The organism is Mangrovitalea sediminis (genome assembly GCF_002514725.1).
Lineage (GTDB): Bacteria > Pseudomonadota > Gammaproteobacteria > Pseudomonadales > Oleiphilaceae > Mangrovitalea > Mangrovitalea sediminis.
Window position 1 is genome coordinate 323,207 of sequence record NZ_NTLB01000003.1, and the last position, 17,817, is coordinate 341,023.

Here is a 17,817-nt window from a genome sequence, read left to right on the forward strand (position 1 = left end):
GTAGTAGCAGCTATCGTCATAAATGACGGAATAGATATAGCAACCGCAGATGCACCACAATGCCTGTCTACAGTAACTTTCCAGATGCGAGTGAGTTTATGCCTGGGCCATTATCGACACTGAAAATCCTCGATTTCACCACCCTCCTGCCAGGACCCTATGCCACCATGATGCTGGCCGATATGGGGGCGGATGTCTTGCGGGTGGAATCGCCGACGCGCGTGGACCTGACCCGGGTTATGCCGCCCCATGACCAGGGCGTCGCTACGGCTCACAGTTATTTGAACCGCGGTAAACGATCCCTGGCCTTGGATCTCAAGCAGCCGGATAACGTTGAGGCGGTGAAAGCGCTGGTGCCGAAATTCGATATTGTCATCGAACAGTTCCGGCCGGGTGTGATGGATCGGTTGGGGCTTGGCTATGAAACCCTCAGGGCGATCAATCCCCGGCTCATCTATTGTTCGATCACCGGCTACGGCCAGACGGGCCCCTATCGGAACCGGGCCGGCCATGACATCAACTATCTTTCTCTGGCAGGGGTGTCCGGTCATGGCGGTCGCCAGGATAGCGGCCCTCCACCGCTGGGGATTCAGGTGGCGGATGTTGCAGGAGGCTCACATCATGCCGTTATGGGTATCCTGGCCGCCGTCATTCACCGACAGCAGACAGGAGAAGGGCAGTTTATCGACATCAGCATGACCGATGCCGCATTTGCCCTGAATGCGATGGCCGGAGCTGCCTGCCTGGCGGGTCACCGCGATCCCGCTGCTGAAACCGAGATGCTCAATGGCGGCAGCTTTTACGACTATTACCGGACGGCAGACGATCGCTGGCTTTCCATCGGTAGTCTCGAGCCTCCCTTCATGAAACAGTTGTGTGAGATTATCGGCCAGCCTGAGCTCGTCAGTTACGGTTTGAGTCAGAATCCTGAACATCAACGTAAGCTCAAACAGGCGTTGCGTGACCGGATCGGTCAACGGACCCTGTCGGAGTGGCAATCGATCTTTGCGGAAGTCGATGCCTGCGTCGAACCGGTTTTGAGCATTCGTGAAGCGTCGGAGCATCCTCAATTGCAGGCCCGTCACATGGTTATCGAGGTGCCCCGGGAACGCGGAGAACCGCAGCGCCAGATCGGTTTTCCGATCAAGTTCGAAAAGACGGCCTGTCAGGCTGCTTATGCCGGTAAGGCAGTGGGGGCCGATAATGAAGCGGTGCTGGGGAGTTTGCCGGCGAAGTAGCTTTGCTACGGTCGCGCCCTGTCAACGCCCCCGGAACTCCCCGGGAGTCAGGCCACTCCAGCCCTTGAAGCTGCGGTGAAAGGAGCGAACTTCGCTGAATCCCAGGCGCAGGGCGATGTCGGGAATCGGCAGGGAGCTTTCGCGCAGGTAGTACTCGGCCAGTTCCCGTCGCTCCTCATCCAGCAGGCGTTGGTAGGACAACCCCTCCTGACTCAGCCGCCGCTGCAATGTCCGCGCGTTCATCCGTAAGTGTTCTGCGACCATATCCTGCCGGGTGATTCCTTGCTGGAGCTGGTGCCGGATGGCTTGTCGGACACGGTTGATTAGCGTGCTGTCGTCGTCCAGCGCCGCAATCTGGGTCATGGCGTGGGCTTCCAGGGTCTTACGAAGCAGGGGGTCTGGCTGGCGTAGAGGAATATCCAGCAAGCTACGGGGAAGGACGATACTGCTACTGGGGGCGCCGAAGGTGACGGGACAGCGCCAGCGCCGCTGATACTCCTGCTCCAGCTCAGGGCCTGGCGACGGCCTCTCCAGTGCGATTGCTGTGGCTGCCGCCTCGGGATAATCCCCCAGCCAGCGGGCGTAGTTGATCCAGGAGGCAAAAACGTTGTCGATCATCTGGGGACGCACCATGGGGTCTGGGTAGGCGCAATGCCAGCTCAGCTTTAGCTGATCCCCTTCCTGGTGCATGCGAGTCACGCCCATATCTCCCACCAGTTTCTCGTAAGGCCCTATACGTGCGACGGCCTCGCCCAATGTCGAGCAACTCATGGTGATGTAGCCAAGCACGTTGTAGGAGCCGGGCTGCACATAATCCCCGCTGCGCAACCCCAGTAAAGGGTCTCCACTCATCAGCGTCAGTTCACGGATAAGTCGTTGAAACTGGCTGCCGTCAATGCGCTCACTGCCTTCATCCAATACGTCGGCCGACAGGCCGGCGGCGGCGAGCGCACCAAGCCAATCCAGCCCTTCGGCCTGCGCCAGACGCAAATACTGTCGCACGGCAGCGATGGAAGCGGTACCCAATGAGTCTGTCGTCATGGCGTGTCGGACTGTGTGACGGAATTTGCCACCCGCAGTGTCGTGATCCGACAGTGCGAATAGATATCAGTTCTTTAGTATAACCGGCAATGATGGCTGCGTTTTGAGACGAATTCAGGAGAAATACCCACATGCGACGCTGGAATGGTTGGGGCGACGATCAGTTTCATATGGATTTGCCGGAAAATGGCCAGTCTTTTCTTGCTGAACGTATCGGTGACGGCCGTGCGTTGCCTGACGTCACGTTGTCGGAAGTTTGCCAGCAGGTGCCCGCGTCCCGTTTGCCCGCACATCCACTGGTCGTGACCAAGGCTGAAGATCGAGTCCGGCACGCGAGGGGGCAGAGTCTGCCCGATTGGCTGGCCGTGCGCAGCGGCGATATCGGTGTTTTCCCGGACGGGGTCGCTTATCCCGAAGACAGTGATCAGGTGTCTGAGTTACTGCGTTACGCGGCCGAACAGGATGTGACGCTCATTCCCTATGGTGGCGGTACCAGTGTCGCGGGGCACATCAATCCGAGCCCGTCGCTGCGACCGGTGTTGACGGTTGACCTGGGGCGGATGAACCGGTTGCTGGACTTTGACAGCGATAGCCAGATCGCCACCTTTGGGGCCGGTACGCCTGGACCGCTGGTCGAATCCCAGTTACGCGCTCGCGGATACACCCTTGGGCATTTCCCGCAGTCCTTCGAGTTATCGACGGTTGGCGGCTGGGTGGCCAGCCGTTCCAGCGGTCAACAATCCCTGCGCTATGGTCGGATCGAACAGCTGTTCGCGGGCGGGCGCATGGAAACGCTCAGTGGCACGTTGACCCTGCCAGCCATTCCTGCCTCATCGGCAGGGCCCGACGTGCGGGAGATGGTGCTGGGCTCCGAGGGTCGGCTCGGTATTCTGACCGAGGTGAAAGTCCGGGTAACGCCGCTGGCCGAGCGTGAGCGCTTCCATGTCGTCTTTTTCCCCGACTGGGATCGAGCCCGTACGGCCTCCCGTCGCCTGGTCCAGGCGCGTATCCCGCTCTCGATGATCCGTGTCAGTAATGCCATCGAAACCGAAACCCAACTGGCGCTGGCGGGCCATCCGGGGCAGGTCGGTCTGCTTGAGCGTTACCTGCGCTGGCGGGGGGCGGGGCAAGGCAAGTGCATGATGATGATCGGAACCACCGGTACACGGCGCCAGTGCCAAGCCGCGCTCAAGGATGCCCTGGCTGTTTCGCGCTCCTGTCGCGGGATTCATACCGGGACCTATCTGGGACGCAAGTGGGCCGAGAAGCGTTTCAATATGCCTTATCTGCGCGAAGCTCTGTGGAGACTGGGGTATGCGGTCGACACGCTGGAAACCGCCACCAACTGGGAGAACGTCGATAACCTGCTCCACCGCATCGAACACAACCTGCAACATGGGTTGGAAGAGGCGGGCGAAAAAGTTCACGTCTTTACGCACCTTTCCCACTTCTATCCCCAGGGGTGCAGCATCTACACCACCTATGTCTACCGTGTGGCTGAAAGCTATGGGCAGACACTGGAACACTGGGACCGCCTCAAACGCACGACCTCGGATCTTATCGTTCGGCACAAGGGCACCATCAGCCATCAACATGGGGTGGGTAAGGACCATGCGCCCTATCTGCCGATTGAAAAGGGGGCTCTCGCTATCACGGCGATCCGTTCGCTCTGTGACACCTTCGATCCCGACAAGCGCCTGAATCCGGGTACCTTGTTGCTGGACCCCTGAGCCGGGCGAGGACATGACGATGAACGGATTAACGATACCTGAAATCGGTTGGCAGGCGGGTTCGCGAAAAGCGGCGCTCGAAGCGTTGCATCAGATTCCGGATTGGGACCTGATTGTTATCGGGGGTGGTATCACCGGTGCGGGTATCCTCCGCGAAGCCAGTCGGCGCCGGCTACGGGTGTTACTCGTCGAACAGCGGGATTTTGCCTGGGGGACATCCAGCCGTTCATCGAAGATGGTTCACGGTGGACTGCGGTATCTGGGGAGTGGTCAGTATCGATTGACCCGGGACTCGGTACATGAGCGCGAACGTCTGCTGCGTGAGGCGCCGGGTCTGGTCGATCCGCTGCCGTTCGTGATGCCTCATTATCGGGGACAGTTCCCGGGGCCGCGGGTCTTCGGCGGAGTTCTTGGCGTCTACGACTGGATTGCCGGGCGTAAAGATCATGACTTCCTGTCGAAGAGCGAAACTGCCTATTGGTTCTATGGGCTGCTTCAGGAAGGTCTCCTGGGGGCGACCCGTTTTTCGGATGCCGTCACCGACGATGCGCGCCTGGTACTGCGGGTGCTGCAGACGGCGGTCGATGAAGGTGCCGTGGCCCTCAATAATCTGGAGGCGACCCGCGTGCTGCGGGATGATCAGGGCGTTTGTGGCTTGCAGGTACGCGATGCCGAAACCGCCGAGGAAATAACGCTGCGCAGCCGTGCTGTCATCAATGCGACGGGGGCCTGGACCGATAACCTTCGCGCTCAGTTGGGTGCCGGACGCAGCATTCGCCCACTGCGAGGCAGTCACCTGGTGTTCCCGTTCTGGCGGCTGCCGATTGCCAATACCCTGTCGTTTTTCCATCCGGATGATAAACGGCCGGTATTCCTCTTCCCGTGGGAAGGGGTCACGGTTGTCGGGACCACCGACCTGGACCATGCCGAGCCGCTGAAGGCCGAAGCGGCCATCACAACAGGGGAGATCGATTATTTGCTGAAGGCTGCGAATCGCCTGCTGCCTTCAGCTCGCCTCGGTGTCTCCGATATCCAGTGTACCTGGGCCGGCGTTCGCCCGGTGATTGGCGGCAGCGCCAAAGACCCCTCCAAGGAAAAGCGCGAGCATGCCGTTTGGGATGATCAGGGCCTGATCAGCGTGGCGGGTGGCAAGCTGACCACCTTCCGCTTGATCGCATTGGATGTGTTGTCCCGCGTTGCCCCGTATTTGCCGAAGACGGCTTCGGTTGATGTCCAGTTGTCCGATGAAACGGTTTTTGCGCCGCCGGATGCGACGATGGCGCGCCCCGAAAATCTGTCGCTCCAGCGCTGGCGTCGGATCGTGGGCCACTATGGACCGCGTGTGATGGAGGTGCTGACGGCAGGTCCGGTCGAACCGGTCGCGGGGACTGAGACCCTGTGGTGTGAGCTGATATGGGCCTCTGGGCGTGAGGCGGTCCGGCACCTGGATGATCTGTTGCTGCGCCGCACTCGCCTGGGGCTGCTGTTGCCTCAGGGGGGGGAGGCGATACTGGCGCGTTTGCGGGAGTGTTGCCAGCCGGTGCTGCGCTGGGACGATGCCCGATGGACGCAGGAGGTTTCCCGCTATCGCGATCTTTGGTCACGCTGCTATAGCGTGCCGGGAGGTGAGGCATGACAACCCCCCTGATTTTTGCGATCGATAATGGCACCCAGAGTGTACGGGCCCTGCTGTTCGATCTGGAGGGCAACCTGATCGGCAAGGGGAAGACGGAAATCGACCCCTATTTTTCCGAGCAGCCGGGCTGGGCCGAGCAGCACCCCGATTACTATTGGGAGAGTCTCGGAAAGGCCTGCGAGAGCCTTTGGCAAAGCGTCGATGTATCGCCCGCCCAGGTGAAAGGCATCGCGGTGACGACCCAGCGGGGTACCGTGGTCAACCTGGATACGGAGGGGCGTGTCCTGCGCCCCGCCATTACCTGGTTGGATCAGCGTCATGCGGCGGTCGACGGACCCGTCTCAGGCCGCTGGGGATGGGCATTCAAGGCCCTGGGGTTGGAAGACACCATTACCCGGTTCCGAGAGAAGGCCCAGGCTAACTGGATCAGTCAGCAGCAGCCTGCCATCTGGGAAAATACCGGGAAGTTCCTGTTATTGTCCGGATATCTGAATTGGCGTCTGACCGGGCGCTATGTCGACTCCACCGGCAGCCAGGTGGGCTATATCCCCTTCGATTACAAGCGCCAGCGCTGGGCTGCGCCCCGGGACTTCAAATGGCAGGTGCTTCCCGTGACCCGCGCGCAATTGCCTGAGCTGGTACCGCCTGGTGCCACAATCGGCGACCTTCAACCGGAAGCGGCTGAGCATCTTGGATTACCTGCAGGCCTGCCCGTGATTGCAGCGGCATCGGACAAGGCATGCGAAGTCTTGGGATCGGGCGGCATCAGTCCGGATACGGGCTGCATGAGTTACGGCACGACGGCCACGATCAATACCACCAGTGCCCGCTACATCGAACCGATCCGCTTCATGCCGCCCTATCCTGCGGCGGTTCCCAGGCATTACTGCACAGAAGTCATGATTTACCGCGGTTTCTGGATGGTCAGCTGGTTCAAGCACGAATTCGGTCTGCGGGAACGGCATCTGGCCGAAGAGCGCGGGATACAACCGGAGCAACTCTTCGACGAGCTGGTACAAGCAGTGCCTCCCGGGTCCATGGGCCTGATGCTGCAGCCCTATTGGTCGCCGGGTGTCCGGGAGCCGGGGCCGGAAGCCAAGGGGGCGATTATCGGATTTGGCGATGTTCACACCCGCGCGCATATCTATCGGGCCATTCTGGAAGGTCTGGCGTACGCCCTCCGCGAAGGGCGGGAGCGTATCGAGAAACGCAGCGGGGTGAAGATGCGCCGCTTGCGCGTTGCGGGTGGGGGCTCCCAAAGCGACGTGGCCATGCAGCTGACGGCCGATATTTTCAATTTGCCCGCCGAGAGGCCGCATACCTACGAGACTTCAGGGCTCGGCGCGGCCATGGATGCTGCCGTGGGTTTGGGGTTGATCGCGGATTTTCCGACGGCGGTGCGGCAGATGACGCGGGTGGGGCGGCGTTTCGAACCGAATCCAGAGCACGTCAGGCTATATGACCGTCTGTATCGCGAGGTGTATACCCAGATGTATCGCCGCCTGAAGCCGCTCTATCACAGTATTCGCGACATAACAGGATATCCCCGGTAACGACAGGTAGGTCGTAAGCCTGTCACTTGAAAATGGAAACTGTCGTGTGTCCACCGGCCGGGCGGTGGGCACAGGGCCGGTGCATTGGCGCTGTCTGAAATAACAATAATCTTCATATGCAAGGAGAGATCCCATGTCGCTAACACGTCGTCGTTTTCTGAAGACCGTTGTGGTGTCTGCAGGTGCAGTGGCTTTAACCCAGGTGACCGGTTGTCTGCCCATAAGCAACAAGCAAGCCGAGGAATTACGCGCCAAGCTGTTTCCCCAGTCGTTGGCCTCCGGCGATCCGCGGCCGTCCAGTGTCGTGCTTTGGACCCGGCTCGAGCTTGACCGCCCGGACCTCCCTCCGCAGGAACTGGTTTTACAGGTGGCCACGGATAAACACTTCAAGCGGGTTATCGTCGACCAGAAGGTGACGGTCGCCTCCGAACATGATTTCTGTGCAAAGGTGCGGGTCACGCAGCTGTCCCCGGATACCCGTTACTATTACCGTTTCATCTACCTGGGGCTTGCCTCCAACGTCGGGCGCACGCGCACCGCTCCGGCCCTCGACAGCCAGCGAAAGGTCAAGTTCGCCTATGTCAGTTGCCAGGATTACAACGGGCGTTACTACAACCTGTACCTGCGCCTGCTGGAGCAGGACATGGATGACCTGGATTTCGTCGTGCATCTGGGGGATTACATCTACGAGACGGACCGTAACCCCTCATTCCAGACGACCAGCGCCGATCGCCAGGTACTTTTCACCGATACCGCCGGTGCTATCGCCATGTCGTCCAATGGGCAGACCTACTATGCAGCCCGCAGCCTGGACAACTACCGTCAGCTCTACAAGACCTACCGTGGCGACAGCGTGCTGCAGCAGATTCACGAAAAATTCCCCATGATTGCCATCTGGGACGACCATGAATTCTCCGATGACTGCTGGCAGTGCAATGGCACCTACTACGATGGCGTGAAGGGTGAAGGCGATATCGAGCGTCGCCGGAACTGCGAGCAGGCCTACTTCGAATACATGCCGATCGACCAGGAGAGTGTGGCCGGTGCTGTGGCGAATACCACTGCGGCGATCGACACCCTTGCAGGGGAGCTGTCCCAGGGGAGTGTCGACAGTGCAACCGGCGTGGGCACCATCTCCAATCCCGCCACGATTTACCGCAGTATGCGCTTCGGTCAGCATGTGGAGTTGTTCCTGACCGACTATCGAACCATCCGGCCGGATCACGTGATTCCCGAAGATGCATTCCCGGGCTCTGTGATTTTCAATGCGGGCGTGAACGACCCGTCGGGCGCCTTGGATTATGTGGAACTCGGCACATTAACTCCCACGACACAGGGCACATTGCAGGCTGTTTTCCTCCAGATGTATCAGTGCGAGTATGCCGGCGCCGGGTTTACCGCGGCAGAGGCCGGTGCCAAAGCGACCGCTAAGGTGGCAGAGGTTCTGACCGGCAAGCTGTCTGCTGCCTATCTGTTGACGGTGATTTCTGCGGTGGTGGCTCAAGGCGGCCTGACTTCGACGCAGGGTTCTGCATTGCAAGCCGACATTGGCGGCAACATCGCCGGCCATGACGGTATTTCCTATTATTCGCTGGGCAAGGGTGGCTTGTTCTCCCACCTCGGCTCGCGGTATCTGACCGTCAAGCCAACCTTCGACGCGCTGGCGGCATATGTCTACCAGACGAATAAATCGGCCTTGAATGCTTATGGGGATACCCAGTTCCAGTGGCTGACCCAGGGCTTCAGCGAATCGAATGCCACCTGGCGGGTCCTGGCATCGTCGGTTTCGATGACCAAGATGGTGATGGGCTTGAAGAGCACGCTGCCGGCTTCGCAACTGAGTCAGTTGCCGGTTCAGCTGCAAAACGATTTCTACCTGGATCTGGACCAGTGGGATGGCTTTGCCCCGTTCCGCGATAACGATCTGTTCCCCGCGATGATGGCGACCGACAACAGCCCCAACGGTGTTGTGACTATCGCCGGCGACATTCACTCGTCCTGGGTATCCGATCACGGCGAAGGACGGGTGGTGTTTACCGGTTCCTCGATCACGTCTGAGACCCTTCACGGGCTACTGTCGCATCAGGTGAGTGGGCTTGCGGATATGTTGGCGGGCGGTGACGCCACGAAAAAGGCAGAACTGATTCAACTGGTTGGCGCGCTGTTGAGCAATGGTGATCAGATCCTGACCCAGTCGAACAGCGATGTGAAGTTGGCTCGCATCGATCAGCACGGCCTGAATGTGGTCGAGGCCGATGCAGACGGTTTCAACGTGACGTTCTATCAGTTGGAGTCGACGGTAGGGGGGCTGGATATGATTGGCGTGTCGTATTACGACAGCCCGAGCACCGTGCTCGATAACATCTTCACGTATCGGTTCCAGGTTGCGAATAACTATCTTTCGCAGCTTTGACAGAGTGTTCCAGGGAGAGGGGTAAGAGGCGCGTAGCGGGAAGGATGGGTATAAAAAAAGGCGGACAACTCAGCTCGCCTCAAAGCTCAGAGAAACCTGAAATCTCGTAACCCCCGTGGAAATCCCAAAAAAGGTGGTGGAGGTACTACGCGGCTCCTCCACCCGTTGGGATACTACTCAATTCCACATTGTCAGATTAGCGCTGCAGCATCCGGAAATCTGTGGTTAAACGGTGAGCAAATGTCATTTTGCGTAACCCTGTACGGCAAAAATGTTGCGTGTAGGTCTTGCGCGAGGCTTCTGCTGAGGTCTTGGTTGTGACGCGGTAAAGCGATAGCCAAAAAAAAAGCGGATCCATTGGATCCGCTGTAATAAGGGAAGATTGAAGAAGATGAAAAGCCTGATAAATCTGTTACCCCCGGTGGGATTGAGATCCCCAAAAAAGGGTGGAGTTACAACTCAGCTCCTCCACCCATGGGGGATACTACTCAAATCCACGATTACAACTATAGGTAGGCGCGGGAAGAATGTCTGTCGTGATCAGGTGAGTATCTGTTGGTGACTGATGTCGCTTTGTAATTTTTAGGTTGCCCTTTGTAATGATGTGTTTCAGTGGCAGGCTTTATGGCGCCTGATAAGCCAGAGCGGCGTGTCTCCAGGCAGCCGGGCAGGGAAGTGGGTGCAGAGGTTGACGCTCGTCTCCGGGTGCGGCCTGGTCGAGGTCAGGCGCAAGGCGCCGTCCCGCATCGCCAACTCGGCATCCCCACTGTAATAACCGTCGATGATGCCGTAACCCGGCAATTGTTGACGTAACAAGTCCGGAGCGTGATGGGATACCAGTTGTGCAGGGGGGGAAGAATGGTGTCCGAGCCAGCGAATGGCCTGCTGAATGGGTGGCAGGGTAGACCCTTTCAGGCTGACTGACGCGTAGTGGATACCTTGTATCGTGACGAGGAGGGTGAGGATTGCACGCCGTTCTCGTTGTCGTATCGATTGAAAGCCGGCCGAGATGAATAGTCCCCAACCTAGTGCAATCACCGGTATCAGGTGCCGGAGGTGCCTGGGGTTTTGTGCCAACGCGCACCAGAGCACCGCCACGACTGTCAGCAGCAACCAGGGGCGCATCGCCGGCCGGCGTCGATACAGGCTGGGCGTGGCAATAAGGCCGCTGATCAGCATCAAGCCCCAAAGCGGGCCCGAAACGCCCGCCCTGGAAAATGCACTGAACCAGGATACCCCTTGGCCCCGCTCTCCTACGGCATCGCCCCAGATGGTGAAATGTCCGATAAAGAAACGCCAACCTTCCAGGAAGTAGGCGACGCCATTGGCTGACCACACGAAGAGCAAGGCGACTAGGCCGACCAATGCTGCCGGGATAACAAAACGTCTGGCGCTGGCTCGGTGGAGAATCGCTCCTGCCAATACCAGCGCCAGAACCCCGTAAGAAGGGCGCACGCATAACGCCAGCCCCCACAGGGCGCCAGCCAGCGCCGGACGTCGATACAGTGCAGCCAGCCAGGCCGCGAGCAGGAGGCAAAGCCCCGGGCCGTCGCTGAGGCCAGACAGGGCCACCTCAGACCATAATGGGTCCAGTAAGAGGAGCAACGAAAGGAAAAAAGCGCCCTCTTCATCTCCCGTCAGTCGCCGATAGATGGCTCCGGCCAGTATTGCCGACGTCAACGTTAACACCAGGGAGACAGCCATTAGCGCCTGAAAGGGCGTTTGCGACCAGGGTGCGAAAAAGCGAGCCAGCCAGATCAGGCCAGGATAGCCAGGGAAGTTCGGCGCAAAGCTCAGCACATCGAAGTGTGTGACGCCTCTGGCCAAATAGAGCGCGTCATCCGAGCCAGGCAGGGCCGGATAGCGCCAGAGCAGCCAGCAGCCCACCATGACGGCGACGGCAACGACGGTGGCCCGGAATGGGTATCGTGTTGTCACGGATCAGGGTTGCGGCAAGCTCTGGAGAAGGGTTTTCATGGCGCGGTCATAGGCCTTGGGGTCAGCTGGCTGGCGACCGACGCCGAACACGCCGGGGTTGCCGATGGCTTTTACGCAGGCTCGAATGGCGGTTTCTGCCTGTTGCCGATTGGCGGCTGAGAGCCGGGGCTCGATCAGCTCCAGAAAGCGGTTGGCCTTGAAAACCAGCACCTTGGCAACCTGATAGTCGTCGAAATGCTGCGTGGCACCGACCAGGCGGCGGTGGATTTCTGCCGCAAAGGCCCGGTCCAGTAGTGCTTGCGCCTGATCAGCATCGCCCTTGTCCACAGCCAGTTGCAGTAGCTTGGCGTAATCGACATGGTAATCGTGCTGCAAGTATCCCAGCTCCTTCTGCATGCCATCCAGGGCCTGTTGGGCCTTCGCCTTTGCACCGGCCTGCAGGGCCGTCAGCAGTGCCTGCCGCCCCTCGATAAGGGGCTCCTTACCGGCTGCCGCGTAGGAATAGGCCCAAGCCTGTGTGGTGCCCAGCAATCCCCCCAGGAAGCTGAGACACAGGAGCAGGTTGCGCCATCCCATCACTTGGCGGTTAGGCGACGCTTTGTACCTCGATGACGGTTTTCTCGTTGCGGTGATTGTAGATGTCATGCCGGTAGTCCTTGTCTTCGAGTAAGGAGCGGGCGGCGAGCAGGCCCATCTCCATGGCTGTATCGGTAAAGATATAGCGAAAGGTGCCCTGGCGTCCGCACATCTGCAAATTGCGAAACTGCCCGAGAAAATCGAGGTTCGCCTGCCGTTCCCGGTGATAGCCCAGCGCCATCAGCGGGTAGGCATGGGCGGCGTAGGATGAAAAGTATTCGCCCGTGGCCCGTCCAGCGGCGACGCCCAAGCGCTCGAGATCGGCGTGAACCCTGGGTTGCAGCTCCGTTTCGGACATCCTCCAAAGGTTGTCCTTCTCCTGGCAGGGAATTTCCAGCATGGCGGAGGTATGGCCCTCGGGTGTCATAAACGGCGAGCGACGCCTCGGCTCCTGCAGGCGGGTGGCCAGGATGTCCGGGTCGGACAGGTATTGCCAGGTGTGCGGCGAAATATCCGGTCCGGCCAGCGGCATATTGAAGAAGCGTAAGGCCCTGAAGCCCAGGCTGGATTGGCCGCCCAGCATTTTTACCATGTCCGGCAGCGGCAGGCTGCTGATAACGGCATCCACCGCCATGTCCCGCGCCTGTCCATCCTGATCGAAACGGACGGCGCGGACCTGCCCGTCTTCCGCTCGGAGGCCGGTCACCGATGCCCGGGTCAGCACCTCGCCCCCGAGTTCGCCGATCAGCGCGGCCAGCCGGTCGAAAATCATACCGAAGCCGTGCTTTGGATAACGGTAGTGACGGGCATAGGTCCGGGGCGTGTTATCGGCGCGACGCAATAGGCGCTGGGCGACGTCGCGCAGATCGATCAGGCTGATGCGCTGGGCTGCCCAGTCACCGGAGAGCTGGCGGGGATCGATGCCCCACAGTTTGCCGGTATAGCCTTCGAAAAAGTGGCGGTAGAGCGTGGTGCCGAAACGCGCCTCTATCCAGTCCGCAAAACTGATGTCGTCGTCGCTCTCACGCAGGCGGGGCGGGTTGATCAGCTTGCCCAGAAGATCGATGCCGGCTCCCAGCAGCAGGCCTGGCGGGGCGTTGCGCAGGAGGTTGCCGAGCGCCAGGGGGTAGTCGTAGGTGCGGCCGCGATAGCGGATCACGCTGGAGCGCTCGGCGTGCATCAGGTCGTCGCCCATCAGGCTTTCGACGAACGTGAGCAGTTCCGGGTTCTTGGTAAGGAAGCGGTGCCCGCCGAAGTCGAAGCGGTAGGTTCCGGCCTTGCCCTCGAAACTGTGGGTGGCTGCCAGGCCTCCCAGATAGTCGTTGGCTTCCAGAACGGTGACGCGATAGCCGTTGTCGGCCAGTTTCCAGGCGGCGGACAGTCCGGCAGGACCGCCACCAAGGATAGCAATATGACGAAGATCAGGCATGACGATAGCTACGCTTCCAGATCGAGAGAAAGACCGCAAGGTAGAGCAGCCAGATACCGAACTGCGCCACCGAAGGTTCGGCGTTATAGCCGAACAGGCCGCGGAGGAACATGCCGAACGAACCCTGATCGTTCAGGATGCCGGACAGGTTGAACGCCGTAGCGGTCAGGAAAGGCAGCAGGTCCGCTGACTGGAGGATGTTGACGGAGGATGCCAGCAAGCCGGCGGCGATCAGGATCAGCAACAGGCTGGAATAGCGGAACAGGGGCCTGATCGGGAGTTTGCGGGTTGACCGGAACAATACCCAGACAGCCGCAACGGCAACCACCAGCCCCAATATGGCGCCGATGGCGTTGTCCTCGATGCCGCCGGTGCTCGTGGTTGAATAGGCCAGCGCCGAGAAAAAGAGGACCGTTTCCAAGCCTTCCCGGGCAATGGAAATAAAGGTGAGCATGACCAATCCGATCAAGTTGCCGGTAGAGACCAGTTGCGACAGGTCCTCGTGCACATTGGCGACCTTCTTGCCGGATTTCTTCTGCATCCACAATACCATATAGGTCAGGACGGCCGCGGCGAACAGCATGATGGATGCCATGAAGATCTGACGATAGAGCGCCTGGTTGAACTCGTCGACGACGACCTGGAACAGTACGGCTGCGGCGAAGGACAACAGCAGGCCCAGCACGACACCCAGGTAGATATAGCGGAAGTAGCGCCGGGCGCCGAGTTTGGAGAGGTGGGTCAGGATGATCCCGACCAGCAGGAAGGCTTCCAACCCTTCACGGAAGGTAATCAGGAAACTAGTCAGCATGAGGGGCTCCAAACGTCTGTTCAATGGTATTGAGCGTCTTGATGCCGGGCGTCGGCAACGTCGGGTTCTGCTGTTGCACCAACCGGGTGACCCAGGCCGGGAAAATGCGGAAGTCCAGTTTCGCCGTCACATGGATCGGCCAACGGACCTGGTCCGGAAGCGGGTAATGTTCGTCACGGTAACTGTCGGCGGGGATGCGGGTGTCTTCCAGCATCCTGGCGTACCGCCAGAATTCGAGGCCGACCGGTTTGCCGTCCTTGTCACCGAATACCTTGCGGAACTGACGGGCATCGTCGGGTACCTTGCCGTCGGCGTCCGGTTGCCCATTCGCTAGAATGACCTTGCCCTCGGCATCGGTTACGGTCACTTCGAGCCAGAACTGCCGGAAGTCGGCGACCCCCGTGGGGAACTTGTGGCCGGCGCCAACGTTGGTCACACGTACCACGACACCATTCCTGTCCAGGCTGAGACCCAGCTTCGCGGCGGTTCGCAGCAGAGCCAGGCTCATTTCTGCCTGATGGGGATTGCGGAGTCCGGGCAGGAAGTAATTGGCGCCGGTGAATTGGTGCGTGACCACATTCTTTTTCAGCTTGCCGCCATCGGTCGCGTAGCCGGGGACAGGTTGGCCGATACGCGAAATGTCCGCATGCATATGACAGTCGATACAGGTCCGATTGCGTGCAGGATCGGTGGGCGCGTTAAAGGACGACTTGGCCCACTCCTCGTAGGTGCCGACAATGCGGGCACCGGGACCGGGTGAAAACTCGGTGTGGCAGGAGCCGCAGAACTGCGAGCTGCTGTAGAACGGCTGACTGTACGAGTCGATGTGCGCCTGAGGCTTGGCCTGGATCAGTCGTTTTCCGAACCAACGGAACAGTGCATTGTTGCTGTCCTCGCCAGGATAGGTAGCGCGGTCCTTGAGGTTGACGGTGAAGTTGGCGTTGCCGCCAGCGTCATCCAGGCGGGTGATGCGATGACAGAACAGGCAGGACGCGCCTTCGTCGTTCAGGGTCGTCGGATGCAATCCGGCACGCTGAAGGAACTGGCCGCCCTTGTCGAACATATGGTTGGCCTGTCCATGCTGTTTTTCGCCGACGCTCAGGCGCTCGGGGTCGTGGCAGCCCAGGCACCAGGCCCTGAAACCTTCGCCTTCCGTTTTACCGGCCAAGTCTTCCAGCAGGCGGTAGTAGGGGTCTGATCCCGCCATATAGTGGTGATTGGAGTCGACCCACTGTTTGAAAATGTCGCTGTGGCAACTGGCACAGGTCGCGGAGTTGAGCCAGGACTGCGGGTGCAGGAACTGACCTTGACCATCGACGCCATCGACTCGCAGCCAGGTTGAGACAAACGGCAGGTTGAAGGGGCGTGTGACATAGGCATGCAGGGCTTCCATGTCGCGGCGGACATTGTCCGGCGGCTGATCCGGATCGACCGGCTTTGCCTGGTCGCGGGTATCATGTCCCAGTCCGCCCTGAGTATTCTGGATCATGCGGATATAGTCGCCGACAAAGTCGCCGCCCACCATGTGTTTGAGACTGGCATGGCCAGTAATGGCGTTTTCGTGGATATTGCGTGGCGCTGCGGCCATCAGGTAACGGTTGGTAAAGTTGAAGCCGTCCGTATGGCAACTGTCGCAGCTCATCCAGGAATCGCCCGCCATGGGGTAGGAGGGATGCTTGCTGGTGTCGGCGTCATTGAATATGCGTTCGCCTTCACGGATTTTCGCCGGCAAGGGATCCTTATCCACCAGTTTGACCCACTGGGCGACGGTGACCCTCGCCCGGGCAAACGGCGAGTTGCCGCCACGGGTCAGTTTGGTCAGGTCGAGGCTCATGGCGTTCTGCACGTAGATGTCATCCCCCTGGATGACCAGCCCTCGAGGGTTGGAGCCCGGCAGCGTTCGTACCAACTGCACTGCCTTGGCACCGGGATCGTCACTGTTCGGGCCGACCTTGCCGGGGTCATGGATGCTGCGTGAGCGGTCGAACACCAGGACGTCTTCACTGCCGGCCATCGTCACATAGACCTTTTTGCCATCCGGCGAGAAGGCGGCTTCGGCCGGGTTGGAGACGATCAACGTACGGTTGCGGGTGTTGGTCAGGTTGATCTGTTTGAACAGCTGCTTGCGCCAGGAGGGGATTTCCCGTTCCTCACCCGCTTTCAGGGACAGCACGGAGATGGCCGGGAAAACGGTCGACTGGAATTGAAAAGGGTGGTCGAAATTCCACAGGACGTGGGGTAACCAGGCCACTCGTTCGTCGGGCGATACGGCGATATTGTCGAGTCGGCGTGGGAGTCCCTGGGATACCGTCTGATCCGGATTCTGGGTGGTTTTCAGGGTAATACGCTTTTCCAGCGTCGGGGGCAGGCTGCGCGTGTTGTAGATCGAGACCTGGCCGGTCATGGAATGGGTCATCAGCAAGCGGCCGTCACTGAGCAGTGCCAGTCCCCGGGGCGTATCGGCCGTGTGCTGGCTGTAGAGCACTTTTCCGGATTCGCTGATGCCGACCAGCTTGGCCGACTGAAACAGGGTCACCCAGAACAACCGGTTACGGGCATCATAGACCACACCGAAAGGCCGTTTGGGCAGGTGCAGGCGGTGTTTCACCTTAAGGTTCCTGGCGTCGAGAAGGAGGACGTCTTCAGCCCGATAGTCGGTGGCGGCCAGCAATTGGTGCGTACTGTCCAGCGCCAGGCGACGGATATCCTTGCCGACCTGTCTTTCGAGCCGCGATTTGGGATTGGCCGTCTCGATACGGGAGACATAGCCGCTGTCGAAATCCGCGGAATAGAGGAATTTCCCGTCAGGGGAGGCGATAAGCGAGTGGCTGCTGACAGCAGCGCTGGCGAGATGAGCGACGGCGAGCAATGCCAGCCCAAGCAGTAAACGCGACATGCTTAGCGGGCTCCCAATCCGAGACGTTTCCAGAGCGGCTGAAGCACCGACCAGCGCCAGGCGTGTCGCATGACAACCAGCGTCAGGCCCAACGATGCAATCAAGTGGGCTTGGTGAACGAGATTACCCAAGGGGCCGCCACGATTTCCCCAAAGGATCAGGTAGTAACCGGAGGCACCGGTCACCAGCAACAGGACTTCGGTGATGCGCCCCGTCATGCGGAGAAAGCTTTTCCGGGACCTCAGCAGCAGGCGGCGGTGAGAAGACCAGAAAGGCAAGATCAGCGTGATAAAACCAAAGGTTCCCAGCAGCGCATGACCGACCAGATCCCAGCGTTGCCATTGCCAGTCGGCGGAAAAGGCGGCGATCAATGGCAGGCCGCTGAACGCCAATGCGTAGAGGGTCCATTCCGCTGTACGGTTGCGATAGGCAAGCGCCTGCCAACGGGCTTTGCAGCGTTGCGCCAAATCGAGGGATTCATGGCCGACGGACATCGCAGTCATGGAGACACCGCTGGTTGTTCGAAAATGAGAGGGGGATGACGAGCTGAACCGCA

12 protein-coding genes are annotated in these 17,817 nt (G+C 59.8%); 5 read left to right on the forward strand and 7 right to left on the reverse strand.

Annotated features, from left to right (window positions below):
- Positions 1–98: 98 nt before the first annotated feature.
- Entirely contained in the window at positions 99–1,238 is a 1,140-nt protein-coding gene (locus tag CLR77_RS08460) for a CaiB/BaiF CoA transferase family protein (protein WP_097460486.1), read from the forward strand.
- A gap of 21 nt (positions 1,239–1,259) precedes the next feature.
- On the opposite strand, the gene CLR77_RS08465 is transcribed toward CLR77_RS08460, so the two are convergent.
- The gene (locus CLR77_RS08465) at positions 1,260–2,279 is read right to left on the reverse strand and encodes an AraC family transcriptional regulator (protein ID WP_097460190.1); all 1,020 of its coding nucleotides are present in this window, start codon (positions 2,277–2,279) and stop codon (positions 1,260–1,262) included.
- A gap of 131 nt (positions 2,280–2,410) precedes the next feature.
- On the opposite strand from CLR77_RS08465, the gene CLR77_RS08470 reads away from it, so the two are divergent.
- From CLR77_RS08470 to CLR77_RS08485, 4 genes are all read left to right on the forward strand, one after another.
- Positions 2,411–4,009, forward strand: coding sequence for an FAD-binding oxidoreductase (locus tag CLR77_RS08470; RefSeq protein WP_097460191.1), 1,599 nt, complete (start codon positions 2,411–2,413; stop codon positions 4,007–4,009).
- A gap of 19 nt (positions 4,010–4,028) precedes the next feature.
- The gene (locus CLR77_RS08475; RefSeq protein WP_097460192.1) at positions 4,029–5,645 is read left to right on the forward strand and encodes a glycerol-3-phosphate dehydrogenase/oxidase; all 1,617 of its coding nucleotides are present in this window, start codon (positions 4,029–4,031) and stop codon (positions 5,643–5,645) included.
- Positions 5,642–7,198: an FGGY-family carbohydrate kinase gene (locus CLR77_RS08480; RefSeq protein ID WP_097460193.1), complete on the forward strand. Its 1,557-nt coding sequence runs from the start codon at positions 5,642–5,644 to the stop codon at positions 7,196–7,198. Before CLR77_RS08475 ends, CLR77_RS08480 begins: the two co-directional genes overlap by 4 nt.
- A 133-nt stretch (positions 7,199–7,331) precedes the next feature.
- Positions 7,332–9,611, forward strand: coding sequence for an alkaline phosphatase D family protein (locus tag CLR77_RS08485; RefSeq protein WP_097460194.1), 2,280 nt, complete (start codon positions 7,332–7,334; stop codon positions 9,609–9,611).
- A 609-nt stretch (positions 9,612–10,220) separates the two neighbouring features.
- Here CLR77_RS08485 and CLR77_RS08490 read toward each other — a convergent pair.
- Genes CLR77_RS08490 through CLR77_RS08515 form a run of 6 tightly spaced genes read right to left on the reverse strand, consistent with a single transcriptional unit; the run spans position 10,221 to position 17,764 of the window.
- The gene (locus CLR77_RS08490; protein ID WP_143269385.1) at positions 10,221–11,549 is read right to left on the reverse strand and encodes a hypothetical protein; all 1,329 of its coding nucleotides are present in this window, start codon (positions 11,547–11,549) and stop codon (positions 10,221–10,223) included.
- Between the two features lie 3 nt (positions 11,550–11,552).
- Positions 11,553–12,194: a hypothetical protein gene (locus CLR77_RS08495; protein WP_198962715.1), complete on the reverse strand. Its 642-nt coding sequence runs from the start codon at positions 12,192–12,194 to the stop codon at positions 11,553–11,555.
- A complete protein-coding gene (locus CLR77_RS08500; RefSeq protein ID WP_097460197.1) occupies positions 12,136–13,554 on the reverse strand; it encodes an FAD-dependent oxidoreductase in 1,419 nt (472 codons plus the stop codon). The genes CLR77_RS08495 and CLR77_RS08500 overlap by 59 nt, the downstream gene beginning before the upstream one ends.
- The gene (locus CLR77_RS08505) at positions 13,547–14,365 is read right to left on the reverse strand and encodes an FTR1 family iron permease (protein WP_097460198.1); all 819 of its coding nucleotides are present in this window, start codon (positions 14,363–14,365) and stop codon (positions 13,547–13,549) included. Before CLR77_RS08505 ends, CLR77_RS08500 begins: the two co-directional genes overlap by 8 nt.
- A complete protein-coding gene (locus CLR77_RS08510; protein ID WP_097460199.1) occupies positions 14,355–17,261 on the reverse strand; it encodes a hypothetical protein in 2,907 nt (968 codons plus the stop codon). Before CLR77_RS08510 ends, CLR77_RS08505 begins: the two co-directional genes overlap by 11 nt.
- A 2-nt stretch (positions 17,262–17,263) precedes the next feature.
- Positions 17,264–17,764, reverse strand: a complete 501-nt coding sequence (locus CLR77_RS08515) for a hypothetical protein (protein WP_198962716.1) — start codon at positions 17,762–17,764, stop codon at positions 17,264–17,266.
- Positions 17,765–17,817 lie beyond the last annotated feature (53 nt).

Excerpts from the sequence above, each read along its gene's own strand:
- CLR77_RS08460 (WP_097460486.1), top strand. The coding sequence starts at position 99 with ATGCCTGGGCCATTATCGACACTGAAAATCCTCGATTTCACCACCCTC.
- CLR77_RS08465 (WP_097460190.1), bottom strand. The coding sequence starts at position 2,279 with ATGACGACAGACTCATTGGGTACCGCTTCCATCGCTGCCGTGCGACAG.
- CLR77_RS08470 (WP_097460191.1), top strand. The coding sequence starts at position 2,411 with ATGCGACGCTGGAATGGTTGGGGCGACGATCAGTTTCATATGGATTTG.
- CLR77_RS08475 (WP_097460192.1), top strand. The coding sequence starts at position 4,029 with ATGAACGGATTAACGATACCTGAAATCGGTTGGCAGGCGGGTTCGCGA.
- CLR77_RS08480 (WP_097460193.1), top strand. The coding sequence starts at position 5,642 with ATGACAACCCCCCTGATTTTTGCGATCGATAATGGCACCCAGAGTGTA.
- CLR77_RS08485 (WP_097460194.1), top strand. The coding sequence starts at position 7,332 with ATGTCGCTAACACGTCGTCGTTTTCTGAAGACCGTTGTGGTGTCTGCA.
- CLR77_RS08495 (WP_198962715.1), bottom strand. The coding sequence starts at position 12,194 with ATGACATCTACAATCACCGCAACGAGAAAACCGTCATCGAGGTACAAA.
- CLR77_RS08500 (WP_097460197.1), bottom strand. The coding sequence starts at position 13,554 with ATGCCTGATCTTCGTCATATTGCTATCCTTGGTGGCGGTCCTGCCGGA.
- CLR77_RS08505 (WP_097460198.1), bottom strand. The coding sequence starts at position 14,365 with ATGCTGACTAGTTTCCTGATTACCTTCCGTGAAGGGTTGGAAGCCTTC.
- CLR77_RS08510 (WP_097460199.1), bottom strand. The coding sequence starts at position 17,261 with ATGTCGCGTTTACTGCTTGGGCTGGCATTGCTCGCCGTCGCTCATCTC.
- CLR77_RS08515 (WP_198962716.1), bottom strand. The coding sequence starts at position 17,764 with ATGACTGCGATGTCCGTCGGCCATGAATCCCTCGATTTGGCGCAACGC.